Consider the following 13,310-nt stretch of genomic DNA (forward strand, 5'->3'; position numbering starts at 1 on the left):
CAGCTTGTGCTTCGTTATCAGATTGCGGATGACTACTATCTCTACCGGCAACAATTTCAGTTCAAAGTGGCTGACGGGCGTATTGGTTTTCCGGATTGCCCAGAAGGCGAACCACATTATGACGAATATTTCAAAAAGGATCTTTATATCTACCGCCATTTTGTCGAAATCAGGCTGCCTTTGAAAGCACGCAAAGCGGGGACGCTTTTGGCCATTCGTGATCAAGGCTGCGGTAAGGGCCTATGCTACAACCCTCTGATCCGGTACTTACAGATACAAGATGATGGCCGCTTGGCATGGGTAAACAAGGATGACCCCGCGCTGACCACCGCCGCATTTGGCCCATGGTATACCTGCCCGGTGACACCTGACGGGCTACCCGCCAGAGTGCCCACAAACGTGGCGGCTGAAAACGAGAGCAGCCACAACCTAACGGACGATCAGACGAAAGGTGACAAAACCAACCTTGGTACCTTGGCCAATGATCATCGAGCACTGGCGAACTGGCTCACGCAAAAAAATATCTTCTGGACGCTGGTGATCTTTTTCATCCTTGGCGTTGGACTGACCTTCACCCCCTGTGTGTTTCCCATGATGCCAGTGTTGGCCAGTATCATTGCCGGGCAAGAAGGGCAGCTGTCCACGCGCCGTGCCTTCTGGCTTTCGTTGACCTATGTTCAGGGGATGGCCATCACCTACACCCTCATTGGACTGGCGACGGCCGCTGCTGGCCATTCACTGAATTATTTTTTCCAAACGCCATGGTTCATCGGCTTTAGCGTGGTGATTTTCGTCGCATTAGCCCTGTCCATGTTTGGCTTCTACGAGCTTCGATTGCCCACCGCTTGGCATCAAAGACTCCATCACATGAGCCAAAAACCCCAGGGCGGGACATTTGTCGGGGTTGCGCTCATGGGCCTCCTGTCCGCCCTTGTCGTCAGTCCGTGTGTCACGGCACCACTGTCAGGCGCACTTTTGTACATCGCTCAATCCGGGAACTATGTCCTTGGCGGACTAGCCATGTTCATTCTTGCACAAGGCATGGGCCTGCCATTAATTCTTATTGGTGTGTCGGAAGGGCGCTGGTTGCCGCGGGCTGGCAGTTGGATGGAGGGCGTACGATCAGCATTTGGTGTCGCCCTGCTGGGCGTTGCCATCTATCTGGCCACTCCACTCCTGCCGGGGGCGTTGGTGCTGGCGCTGTGGGGTTCGCTGGCGATCGCTGCCGGCGTCTTTCTTGGCGCTTTCGATGCTCGCCCTGAAATGGACATTCGGAAGTTCTGGAAGGCGCTTGGCATCATTCTGGTTTTGGTTGGCGCAATGCAATGGATAGGTGCGCTTTCTGGCCAACAGAATCCTTTACGGCCTCTTTCTTTCAGCTCAAGTGCCAACACCGCAACCACGGCTTTGCCATTCAAACACATACAGGGGCTTAAACAACTACAAACTGAGCTGAGCTTAGCCAAGGCACGCAAGCAACGTGTCTTTGTTGACCTTTATGCCGACTGGTGCGTCGCCTGTACCGAACTGGAAGCCAACACACTCCCAGATCCACGCGTACGCAGCGCCATGGCAGACATGCTGTGGTTGCAAGTGGATTTGTCAGATACCGATGATCCGGACAATATCGCCGTCATTGAGCATTACAATGTGCCGGGACTGCCCACCATGATGTTTTTTGATGAATATGGCAATGAACTGACACGGCACCGAATTACTGGTTATCTATCACCCGAGCAATTTGCCGAACGTGTGAAAGAAGCATTTTCTAAAGACTAAGCAAAACGGCATGGATGCCCCATAAACTTTTTTTAACGGGGCTACATTATGCGATTACTCATTTTCGGAACATTACTTTTGGGCATCACTGGCCAGACCTTGGCGGACACATCCCCCCACGATTGGCACCAAAAACTGCAAACCATTGCCGACGTGGTCGACGCTAAGCGAATACAACAAGACGTTGTCCAATTGGTCAATTTTGGTACGCGACACACATTGAGCCAAGCCAACCATCCAACGCGCGGCATTGGGGCGGCACGTCGATGGTTGGCGCGACAGTTTCAGAACATCGCCGCTGAATGCGGCGGTTGCCTGAAAGTTGAAACTGTCAGCGCCACGGTGCAAGGCCGCCGCATTCCGACACCAACCGAAGTGGTCAATGTGCTTGCCATACTGCCAGGCACCAAAGATCCCAAGCGGGTGGTCATGATGACAGGTGACATTGATTCCCGTGCCAGCGATGTGATGGACGCCGAGTCGGATGCACCCGGCGCCAATGACAACGCCTCCGGGCTTGCCGCAGTGCTCGAGGCCGCGCGTGTGCTTTCAAAGCACAGATTCGGCGCAACCATCGTGTTTGCTGGTCTTTCCGGCGAAGAGCAGGGACTTTATGGAGGCAAAATCCTTGCCCAAGCAGCCAAGCAGCGAGGTTGGCGAATAGAGGCTGTCATCAATAACGATATGATCGGCAATATTGAAGGCATCGATGGTGTCATCGACAACACCGTCGCCCGGATTTTTTCCGAAGGCACGCGTGCCGACGAAACGCCTGAAATGGCTCGCTATCGGCGTTTTCATGGCGGGGAAGTTGATTCACCTTCTCGTAACCTGGCGCGCTATGTGGATCGACTGGCCGATCAATATCTTAGCAACCTGGACACATGGCTGATTTATCGCCTCGACCGGTTCGGACGGGGTGGCCATCACCGCCCATTCAATGATGCGGGCTTCCCAGCCATCCGGCTGATGGAGGCGCACGAGCATTACCACCGCCAACATCAAAATGTGCGTACGGAAAACGGCGTCGCCTATGGCGATGTCGTCAGCGGCGTCAATTTCGACTACGCAGCCAAGCTCACTCGGCTGAATACCATCACACTCGCCTCATTGGCTTGGGCCCCAGCCCCGCCCATCAACGTGACCCTCGTTGGCGCGGTGACCGCCAATACCACATTGTGTTGGCAACCCCACGCCGATGACAAAACAAAAGTGGCCAAATATCGGATTTATTGGCGCCGTACTGATCAGCCGCAATGGCAGTACATGCGTGAAGTCGGCACGCGCACGCAATGGACGCTTAACAACATCATCATTGACAACTATTATTTTGGCGTGAGTGCCGTGAGCAACAATGGGTTCGAGTCGCCCATCGTGTTCCCTGGGCCTATCGGCGCATTTACGCCATGGTCAGCCATCGACTGCAGCCCGAAAAATTAAGGCAGCAGAATTGATGCAATAGCGCCGCCCGGTCTCGGTCGGACCGTCATCAAAAACATGGCCGAGATGAATATGACAGTTAGCGCAACGCACCTCCGTCCGCCGCATGCCATGACTGGTGTCCAAATGCTCCGTCACGGCTTGCGCCTCGATCGGGCGATCGAAACTTGGCCAACCGCAGCCGCTATCAAATTTCGATGTGCTGGAAAATAGTGGCTGCGCACAATTTCGACAAAGGTAGTCTCCCGGTTCAAAAAAATTCCAGTAAGCATTCTGAAAAGGGGGTTCTGTGCCCTTTTCAAAACACACCCACCGTTCTAACTCGGTCATCTTTTTGTTATTCATGCTCGACTTCTACTTGTATCTGGCAAGAACATGCGCACATTTTGCACAAACTGGTCTAACCTTGTTCAAATTAAGACGAAAAAGGCTAGACACCTCGTGAATTATTGGCAAGAATGATCGCTCTTAGCAAGATATTTTCATATCTGCGCCATTTAAGCGCATAATTGGCGACGTTCTAATGAAAAAACGCGTTCTTTTGCTTGATGGGCCAAACTTGAATCTGCTCGGTCAACGCGAACCGGAAACCTATGGTGACGTGACACTGCAAGCGATTCGCGAGCAAGTGGCCAAGGAGCTCAGTCCTAATATCGAGCTACATTGCTATCAAAGCAATCACGAAGGCGCGCTCGTTGAACGGATTCATCAGGCGGCAAGCGAGCACATAGACTTTATCATGCTGAACCCCGCCGGTTTGACGCATACCAGTGTGGTGATGCGAGATGCACTGCTCGCCGTCCGCATACCATTTATTGAATTGCACTTAAGCAATCCGCATGCCCGCGAGCCCTTTCGACACCATTCTTATTTTTCTGACATCGCCCTTGGCGTCATTTGCGGGTTTAAAGAAGATAGCTACATTTTAGCCGCAAAATTCATTAAAAAGTACCTCACTTCATGACACATTAAAGAGAGTGAACACCATGGACATACGGAAAATCAAAAAACTGATCGAACTGGTCGAAGAATCTGGTATCGCCGAAATTGAGATTAAAGAAGGTGAAGAATCCGTCCGAATCAGTCGGGCAGGCACCATTCAATCTGTCGCGGTGCCGCAAACCTCTTTGCCTCCGATGCCAGCCAGCCAGCCAACTGCGGCACCGACGGCCGAGTCAGCACAAGCCAAGGACGACGATGACACGGAGATGCCTTCCGGACACGTAGTGCGTTCGCCCATGGTCGGCACTTTTTATCGAGCCCCCTCTCCCGGCGCTAAACCGTTCGTCGAAGTCGGTGATCGGGTCAATGTCGGCGACACGCTGTGCATCATTGAAGCCATGAAAATGATGAACCAGATCGAGGCGGATAAAGCCGGTGTGGTCAAGGCCATTTTGGTCGAAAATGCACAACCTGTGGAATTCGACGAGCCACTGTTCATCATTGAATAGGCAAGGAGCTTGTGATGCTTGATAAAGTCGTGATTGCCAACCGTGGCGAAATTGCGCTTCGCATATTGCGCGCCTGCCGTGAACTGGGCATTAAAACAGTGGCTGTGCACAGCACCGCCGATACCGATCTCATGCATGTCCGACTGGCCGATGAGTCGGTTTGTATTGGACCGCCACCGGCAACAGAGAGTTACCTAAATATTCCCGCAATTATTGCAGCCGCCGAAGTGACCGACGCTGTGGCCATTCATCCAGGCTATGGATTTTTGGCGGAAAATGCTGATTTTGCTGAACAAGTCGAGCGCAGTGGTTTTCGCTTTATCGGACCGCGCCCGGAAACCATCCGACTTATGGGCGACAAGGTCTCTGCCATTGCCGCAATGAAAAAAGCCGGAGTCCCCTGTGTGCCCGGTTCCGATGGTCCCTTGGGTGATGATGACAAAGAAAACTTAGCCATTGCCAAGCGCATCACCTATCCCGTGATTATCAAAGCCGCGGGCGGCGGCGGTGGGCGAGGAATGCGGGTGGTTCGTTCTGAGAAAGAACTGATCGATGCCATTGCCACCACGCGAGCTGAAGCGAAAGCGGCGTTCGGCAATGACACCGTGTATATGGAAAAATTTCTTGAGAATCCCCGACATATCGAGATTCAAGTGCTTGCTGACATGCATGGCAACGCCATTTACCTCGGCGAACGCGATTGCTCAATGCAAAGACGTCATCAAAAAGTGGTGGAGGAAGCACCGGCGCCGGGCATCACCGAAGAAATGCGTCGCTACATCGGGGAACGTTGTGTGCAGGCGTGCAAGGAAATTGGCTATGTTGGTGCCGGAACGTTCGAATTTCTCTACGAAAAAGGCGAATTTTACTTTATTGAAATGAATACCCGTATCCAGGTCGAGCACCCGGTCACGGAGCTTGTCACTGGCATTGACATCGTTAAAGAACAACTCAAAGTCGCCGAAGGGCAACCATTATCGTACAAGCAACAGGATGTCCGCATGCGGGGGCACGCGATAGAATGTCGCATCAATGCCGAGGATCCCCACACGTTCATGCCTTCTCCGGGCAAAATTGAACGATATCACGCGCCGGGCGGTCCTGGCGTGCGAGTTGACTCGCATGTGTACGCCGGCTATCGAGTGCCGCCCTATTATGATTCCATGATTGGCAAAATCATCACGCACGGTGAAACCCGGGAAGTTGCCCTTGCGCGTATGCAGATGGCACTTGAAGAGCTCGTCATCACAGGCATCAAAACAAACATCGAATTACAAAAAAGGATTATGAGTGATACCAATTTTCAAAAAGGTGGCGTGAACATTCACTACCTGGAACAAAATCTCTCTCAGCATCCGGAGATAATTAAGTAAGCATGGAATGGCGACAGCTCAAAATCCAGACCACCGTCGATCACTGTGAAGCCATTGAAGCTTGGTTACTCGACCAAGGCGCGCTTTCCGTGACGCTTCTGGACGCGGCCGATCAGCCCATTTTGGAACCTGCCCCAGGCGAAACACCTTTGTGGGCCCAAGTTGTGCTGGTCGCCCTTTTCGATCAAGAAGCCAATCTTGCCGGCATTTGTCGCGAATTCCAGGAAAACTGGCCTGAAGTTGCACATAACATTGCCACGGAATCACTTCCGGATCGTGTCTGGGAGACGGCTTGGATGGATCATTTCGAGCCCATGCGGTTTGGCGCGAGCCTGTGGATTGTCCCAAGTTGGACCACGCCTCCGGATCCGGACGCTGTGAATATTTTTCTCGACCCAGGACTGGCATTCGGATCAGGGACACACGAAACAACGGCGCTGTGCTTGGAATGGCTTGCCGCACAATCCCTGACCGGGAAAACAGTCATTGATTATGGTTGTGGCTCCGGGATTTTGGGGATTGCCGCGGCGGCGCTTGGTGCTGATCACGTGCTTGGCCTTGATATCGATCCGCAGGCCATCACCGCAAGTCGAGACAATGCTGAAAAAAATAATGTGCTCGACAAGACGACATGGCAATTGCTCGAGCCGCGCCATCTACCAGTGCTCGCGCCGCATGATATTTTGCTCGCCAATATTCTTGCTGAACCACTGCGAACACTGGCGCCAGTGTTGGCACAAGGAGTTCGTGCAGGGGGACAGATTGCCTTAAGTGGTCTATTGACAACGCAGAGCGATGAAATCAGCCAAATTTATGATGCCTATTTCGTGATGAACCCGCCTGTCATCAAAGGTGATTGGGCATTATTGACGGGTTGTCGTAGACACTAGTGCCTCCCTTTGTTAAAAATAGCTTACTTTAAAAAGGAATAGTGGAAAGTCGATGTCGGATTCCGAACGCCGTCCTGTCACGCGATGCCCGCAATGTGGCACCATGTTCCGGGTTAGCCTCGCGCAGCTGCAGGCGGCTGCAGGCGAAGTCCGGTGCGGCGCATGTTTGCATACATTCAACGCCATTGATTTTGTCGTCGCCCCTGAATTACTTCTGATACGTCCTGCTCAAACATCCGCGCCGACGTCCACCACAGCGGATATGGAGCAGGCCATTGAACAAATGCTCGGTGACTTGGACGATGAGCCGATCGAAGATCCAGAAAGTCTGGAACAAAGTCTCGAAGAAGCGCTCGCCGCCGAAGGACTGGGTGATTTGGATGTCGAACAGGAAGTGGCCCCAGAAGCATCTGATCAGGACAATGCGCTGTCGCTTGAAGCCATGCTCGACTCTGCCTCTGGCACCACCCTACTTGACAAAGAAATGGTCACTGACACGCTATCGACCAAGGATGTCCCTGACAATACACAGGATGTGTCAGAGGAGGCAACATCGCTTGACCCAACTGAAGAGAGGGCATCAGTGGCATCAGAAGAGCCGTGTGTGACCGACGCCGAGATCGAAGTCGCTGATGTTTCCGGGACAAACGACTGGATAGACGAACATCCGGAGCCACTCACTTCTGCCGAGCCTTTTCTGACGTCCACCGAAGCGCACATTTCTGAAGCGTTTTCAACGTCGCCTGATGACCGTCACGAAGAACCATCAGATAGCCTTTCCGAAGACGACGCCTTGTTCAATGATGTGGCAGCAGCGCCCTTGTCCGAGGACGAGCATGGGCATTCCGATGACGTACGTGATGAGAATACGACTGTACCCGAGGCAGACAACAGCCCGCTTTCGGATACCAAGGCCAGCGATCCAGCGTTGGCGATCCTTATGGAAGACCTTGAACTCATACCTGACAACGCTCCCGAGACGGACATCACAGACGATACGCCCGCCAATGCCAGCGCATCGAGCAGTCCGTGGCTCACCATTGGCATCGTTGTGATGGCACTACTACTGGCCGGGCAATGGCTCAGACACACCTGGCCAAAATGGGAACGCCAACCTGAACATCGTTCTTGGATGCAGGCAATATGTGATGTTGTGGATTGTTCATTGCCACCTTTGGTGGATGTTGAAAAACTGGTGGTGTTGAACCATGTTCTGACACAACGAGCCGAGCACAAAAAACAGTGGCGGTTCGATCTGCAGCTGCGCAATGATGCGCCATTTGCCCAACCTTTTCCTGACATTGAATTGACCGTGCTCGACCGTGATGGGCAGGTGCTGGCTGCCCGCCGATTCACACCGAAAGAATATGCGCCCGCCGCACCGCGGCTTTTACCTTCAGGTCAAACCGCACACATCGGCTTCGACCTCGCCATTGCGTTGCCTGATGTGCCAAGTTATGAAATCCGACTGACACAGGCACGCCAATGACTCATCGCTCCTATGCTCAGGACTGTCTGATTGCACAGGCGCTGGATGACATCGGCGAACGCTGGACACTGCTCATCATCCGCGAACTAGCCATTCGCCCATGCCGATATGGCAACTTACAAAAAGCTTTGCCGGGCATCGGGACGAATCTTCTCGCAGAACGACTGAAGCACCTAAGGCGGATCGGCCTTATCAGCCAACAGCGCATCGGCAATGAACATCCTACCTATCGCTTGACGGAAACGGGTCAGGCACTCATCCCATTACTGCTTGACATCATTCGCTGGCAGTGGATAAGAAATCGCCAAAACGAGACAACGTATCGACAAAATCACTGGGGCATATTAGGGCTGCAGGCATTTTTCCGTCCTGAGCGGGCGCAAAAGCTGGATCTCCGAATTCGTTTCGAAGATTCGCCCATGGTGCTTATCCATATCCGAGACGGCCAATTGGCATGGCTTGTCGATGAGTCAGCCGTACCGGTGACCGCTGACGTGAATGTGATGGCAAGCATTTTTGAGTTTTTCTCGGCCATCAGGGCCGGTGCGCGCATCCGAGACGGGCGTGTCGGCGATGTTCAGTATGAAGGGCCTACACAAACCCTCGTGCGCTTTGCCCATTGCTTCCATCCCCCAACACTCTCCTGATGTGGGCAAAATTTGTTCAATTTTTGACTACACCTCCCCGTCAAACAGCGTTAGAATTATCGCCCCACAGTTCAATGAGTCGCGTCGTGAAGATCGGTCCTTACTCAATTTCGCCACCGCTAATCGCAGCCCCAATGGCCGGTGTCACGGACGTTGTCTTCCGACGTTTTGCCATTCAATTTGGCGCTGGCGCAGCCATAGGTGAGATGCTCACCTCAGACACCGGTCTGTGGGATAGCCGCAAAACTCAATGGCGTCTTGCTCACCATCGGGAAGCCGGGGTTCGCTGGATTCAAATCGTGGGCGCAGAACCGGAGTCGATGGCTCGAGCAGCGCGTGCGAATGTCTCGCTAGGCGCGCAAATAATAGACATCAACATGGGCTGTCCGGCCAAAAAAGTTTGCCGCAAAGCCGCTGGCTCTGCGCTAATGGCAGAGCCCGACAAGGCGGCGCGAATTATTGAAGCTGTTGTCAATGCCGTCGATGTTCCGGTGACCGTCAAGATGCGCACCGGCCCAACGCGCGATCAGAAAAACGCACGACACATTGCCAAACTTGCCGAACAAGCCGGTGTCGCCGCAATCACCATCCATGGTCGAACACGCGCCGATCGTTTTCAGGGCGAGGCGGAATATGACACCATCGCGGAAGTGGTCTCGTCCGTGGCAACTCCCGTCATAGCCAATGGTGATATCACCTCCCCGGAAAAGGCCAAATTTGTCTTGGACTACACGCGCGCGGATGCGATCATGATAGGCCGAGCGGCACAGGGCCAACCTTGGCTGTTTGCCCAAATAGCAGATGCGCTGAACAACAAAACGCCAGCGACTTTTTGTCAGAAAAGTCGCTGGCAGATAATGGCAGAATATGTCAACGCGCTGCACCAGTTTTATGGGCCATTCATGGGGGTCCGAATCGCCCGTAAACACATGACCAGTTTTTTGTTAAAAGAAAGCAATGGTGCGGCCTTGAAAAAGGCGTTTAACCAAATTGAAACAGCGTCACAACAACGGCAATTTATTTTGCACCAACTCGAACAGATAGATAGCGAAACATCAGAGTTTAGCCAACATTCGGTGATGACAGGATCGTAGCCATGACAACAACAACCAAACAAACATCAGGTGAACCACTTTTTGGGACCACGCGACAACACACACTTCGCAAATGCGTAGAGATCGCGCTTGAAAACTACTTTGCTCAACTCGAAGGCGAGGTGCCAAGCAACCTCTACGAACTTGTGCTTGCGGAAGTGGAAGCTCCCTTGCTCGAAAGTGTACTTGCCTATACACAGGGTAACCAAACAAAAGCGGCTAAGATACTGGGCCTTAACCGTGGCACATTGCGCAAAAAGTTACGTCATTACGGAATCTTTCAATAACTTGCGACATTCGAGGTGAGGCATGAATAACGTCCGTGCGATTCGGCGCGCGCTCATCAGCGTCTCGGACAAGACTGGAGTTGCCAGTTTTGCCCAGCGACTGCATCAACAGGGCATCGAAATATTATCGACTGGTGGCACTGCGAAGTTACTCCAAGACAATGGCATTCCTGTCACTGATGTGTCCGCTTATACCGGCTTTCCGGAAATGATGGATGGTCGCTTAAAAACATTGCACCCCAAAATTCACGGCGGACTTCTAGGGCGCCGAGGCCAAGATGATGATGTGATGCAAGCGCACGGCATTCAACCGATCGATCTTTTAGTCGTGAATCTTTACCCGTTCGAACAAACCGTCAGCCGACCAGATTGCGATCTGGCCACCGCGATTGAGAACATTGATATTGGTGGGCCGACGATGTTACGTGCCGCTGCCAAAAATCATCAAGATGTGGCGGTTGTCGTCGACCATGCCGATTACGACTTTGTTGCAGAGAAGATCGAGCAAAATGGCGGCTTAACAGATTCAGAACGGTTCAAACTTGCGGTGAAGACCTTTGCCCACACCGCACGCTATGATGCGGCCATCGCCAACTACCTTGGACGTGTGTTGGCATCAAAAGAACGTCCAGAAAGTGGTATGTTCCCAGAGACACTTTCAATGCAATTTGTTTTGAAGCAGCCCATGCGTTATGGCGAAAACCCCCATCAAAAGGCTGCCTTCTACATAGAACCGCAATCCGTTGAAGCCTCCGTAGCCACGGCCCGCCAACTGCAGGGCAAACCATTGTCGTTCAACAATGTGGCCGATTCCGATGCCGCGCTTGAGTGTGTTAAAAGCTTTTCCAACGCGCCTGCATGTGTCATCGTCAAACATGCCAATCCCTGTGGTGTGGCGGTGGCTCAGACACTGCGCGAGGCCTACGAGCGTGCATTCGCAACAGATCCCACATCAGCGTTTGGTGGCATCATCGCATTCAATCAGCAATTGGATGAGGAAACTGCAAAAGCCATTGTCGATCGGCAATTTGTCGAGGTCATCATCGCCCCGACGGTTTCTGAAAACGCCATGGCTGTGCTCGCCACCAAGCCCAATGTCCGAGTACTGGCCTGTGGAGAGTGGTCTAGCCCTGAGTCGAGTTTCGACATCAAACGAGTCACTGGCGGCGTACTGGTGCAAGAGCGCGATACGGCGCTCCTTGCCGAAGCAGGGCTACAAACCGTCACCGAACGAGCCCCATCAGAAGCCGAACTCCGCGATCTGTTGTTCGCTTGGCGGGTGGCGAAATTCGTCAAGTCCAATGCCATTGTATACGCACGCAACGGCCAGACCATTGGCATTGGTGCGGGTCAAATGAGCCGTGTCTATAGCGCACGCATCGCAGCCCTGAAAGCGGCCGATGAAGGCCTAGAAGTCGCCGGGTCAGTGATGGCATCGGATGCTTTCTTCCCATTTCGGGATGGCATTGACGCCGCCGCCGAAGCCGGCATTACCGCAGTGATACAGCCTGGCGGTTCCATTCGCGATGACGAAGTGATTGCCGCCGCAAACGAGCACAATATTGCCATGGTGTTCACCGGGATGCGTCATTTCCGACACTAGCAAAAAACATCAGATCACAGGGCGGCGCGCTTAGCCGCCGCCCTGCGCCTTTCAATCCTCGCGTCATCGCCCCCAACGAATCAACCAGTCAGTCAAGCGGGCTTTGAGTTTGCTTGACGGACCCAATAGCCAATCAGTCGGGCTGACGCGCGACTGAATGAAAACTGGCTTTAATTTAGAGAAGGTTTCGAAGCCGTAAACACCTCGATACTGACCAATGCCGCTACTCCGAACACCGCCGAACGGCAGGGCATCTTGCACAACATGCAATGCGCAGTCATTGATAACAAGGCCTCCGCACAGGATATCCGTATGCACTGCGTGGATCTTTTTGGCATCATTGGTAAATGCATAGACAGCCAAGGGATGGGGTCGACAGCGGACAAAATCAATCGCGTCGTTAAAACTTCTGACGCCGATGACCGGTAAAACTGGGCCAAAGATTTCTTCTTGCATCAATGGGCCGTCGAGCGGCGGATTATCGACTAGCGCAAGCCCCATGTCGCGCCCATGTCCTGGCGGTATCAGCCATTCAACCTTGTTATCTTCTTCGGCCGTTTCAAGCAGCGCGTGTAAGCGCTGACAATGCTTTTCTGTAATAATGCAGGCGGGTATCGCGCCCGGGGCGGATAGGGACGTCTGTGCAATGTCCTTCATTGCCGAGATCAATGCGTCTTTCGCACTTTCTTCAACCAGCACATAATCTGGTGCCACACAGGTTTGCCCTGCGTTCGTCATTTTGGCCTGTAGAATGCGGCGCGCGGCGCACCGCATATTGGCATCCTGAGCGACCAGCACCGGACATTTGCCGCCCAATTCCAAGGTGACCGGTGTCAAGTTGTCAGCCGCTGCAGCCATCACTTGCCGCCCGATCTGTGTGCTTCCAGTAAACAGCAAATGATCGAATGGCAAGCGAACAAACTCAGCCGCCTGCTCGGGTCCTCCATTGACGACCCCAACCACGTCGTCACCGAGGTAGTGTAAACATTGCTCAGCGAACACTCGTCCAAAATTAGGTGTGTACTCACTTATTTTTAGCATCACACGGTTACCAGCGGCCAATGCGCCGACCAAAGGACCAACGGCGAGATATAAGGGATAATTCCACGGGACGACAATACCAACAACACCCAAAGGCTGCGGGACTATCATCGCCCGAGATGGCCAAAATAAAGGGGAGAGCCTCGCACGACGTGGCCGCATCCATCTGGCCAAATGACGCTTAGCATGGCGAACGGCCAGCACACTCGGTAACAC

The 13,310-nt window shown here is 53.1% G+C and carries 13 protein-coding genes; 11 read left to right on the forward strand and 2 right to left on the reverse strand.

What is annotated here, in order from left to right; all coding sequences use genetic code 11:
- Both dsbD and D6694_13815 read left to right on the forward strand, forming a co-directional pair.
- The coding region (dsbD, locus tag D6694_13810) for a protein-disulfide reductase DsbD (protein ID RMH36548.1) at nt 1-1,779 on the forward strand (1,779 nt) is incomplete at its 5' end.
- Between the two features lie 48 nt (nt 1,780-1,827).
- The gene (locus tag D6694_13815; protein RMH36549.1) at nt 1,828-3,219 is read left to right on the forward strand and encodes a M20/M25/M40 family metallo-hydrolase; all 1,392 of its coding nucleotides are present in this window, start codon (nt 1,828-1,830) and stop codon (nt 3,217-3,219) included.
- Here the strand turns inward: D6694_13815 and msrB are convergent.
- Entirely contained in the window at nt 3,190-3,564 is a 375-nt protein-coding gene (gene msrB / locus D6694_13820; GenBank protein ID RMH36550.1) for a peptide-methionine (R)-S-oxide reductase, read from the reverse strand. The two genes, D6694_13815 and msrB, sit on opposite strands and share 30 nt — an antisense overlap.
- Before the next feature lie 178 nt (nt 3,565-3,742).
- Between msrB and aroQ the strand changes: the two genes are divergently transcribed.
- The 9 genes from aroQ to purH all read left to right on the forward strand — a co-directional run bounded on the left by aroQ (nt 3,743) and on the right by purH (nt 12,053).
- Nucleotides 3,743-4,183, forward strand: a complete 441-nt coding sequence (gene aroQ, locus D6694_13825; protein RMH36551.1) for a type II 3-dehydroquinate dehydratase — start codon at nt 3,743-3,745, stop codon at nt 4,181-4,183.
- A 22-nt stretch (nt 4,184-4,205) separates the two neighbouring features.
- The gene (locus tag D6694_13830; protein RMH36552.1) at nt 4,206-4,670 is read left to right on the forward strand and encodes an acetyl-CoA carboxylase biotin carboxyl carrier protein; all 465 of its coding nucleotides are present in this window, start codon (nt 4,206-4,208) and stop codon (nt 4,668-4,670) included.
- A gap of 14 nt (nt 4,671-4,684) precedes the next feature.
- Nucleotides 4,685-6,043, forward strand: coding sequence for an acetyl-CoA carboxylase biotin carboxylase subunit (gene accC / locus D6694_13835; protein ID RMH36553.1), 1,359 nt, complete (start codon nt 4,685-4,687; stop codon nt 6,041-6,043).
- 2 nt (nt 6,044-6,045) lie between these two features.
- Nucleotides 6,046-6,933: a 50S ribosomal protein L11 methyltransferase gene (locus tag D6694_13840; GenBank protein RMH36554.1), complete on the forward strand. Its 888-nt coding sequence runs from the start codon at nt 6,046-6,048 to the stop codon at nt 6,931-6,933.
- Nucleotides 6,934-6,985: 52 nt separating this feature from the next.
- A complete protein-coding gene (locus D6694_13845; GenBank protein ID RMH36555.1) occupies nt 6,986-8,422 on the forward strand; it encodes a DUF3426 domain-containing protein in 1,437 nt (478 codons plus the stop codon).
- On the forward strand, nt 8,419-9,069 hold the full coding sequence (locus D6694_13850; GenBank protein RMH36556.1) for a transcriptional regulator: 651 nt from the start codon (nt 8,419-8,421) through the stop codon (nt 9,067-9,069). Before D6694_13845 ends, D6694_13850 begins: the two co-directional genes overlap by 4 nt.
- Nucleotides 9,070-9,143: 74 nt before the next feature.
- Nucleotides 9,144-10,163, forward strand: a complete 1,020-nt coding sequence (gene dusB, locus D6694_13855) for a tRNA dihydrouridine synthase DusB (protein RMH36557.1) — start codon at nt 9,144-9,146, stop codon at nt 10,161-10,163.
- A gap of 2 nt (nt 10,164-10,165) precedes the next feature.
- Complete coding sequence (locus D6694_13860) at nt 10,166-10,450, forward strand: DNA-binding transcriptional regulator Fis (GenBank protein ID RMH36558.1); 285 nt, start codon at nt 10,166-10,168, stop codon at nt 10,448-10,450.
- A gap of 22 nt (nt 10,451-10,472) precedes the next feature.
- Nucleotides 10,473-12,053 (forward strand): bifunctional phosphoribosylaminoimidazolecarboxamide formyltransferase/IMP cyclohydrolase PurH, encoded by a 1,581-nt coding sequence (purH, locus tag D6694_13865; protein RMH36559.1) that lies wholly within the window; start codon nt 10,473-10,475, stop codon nt 12,051-12,053.
- Between the two features lie 63 nt (nt 12,054-12,116).
- Here purH and D6694_13870 read toward each other — a convergent pair whose 3' ends face one another.
- Nucleotides 12,117-13,310, reverse strand: a complete 1,194-nt coding sequence (locus tag D6694_13870) for an aldehyde dehydrogenase family protein (GenBank protein RMH36560.1) — start codon at nt 13,308-13,310, stop codon at nt 12,117-12,119.

The sequence above is a fragment of the Gammaproteobacteria bacterium genome, assembly GCA_003696665.1.
Classification (GTDB): domain Bacteria; phylum Pseudomonadota; class Gammaproteobacteria; order Enterobacterales.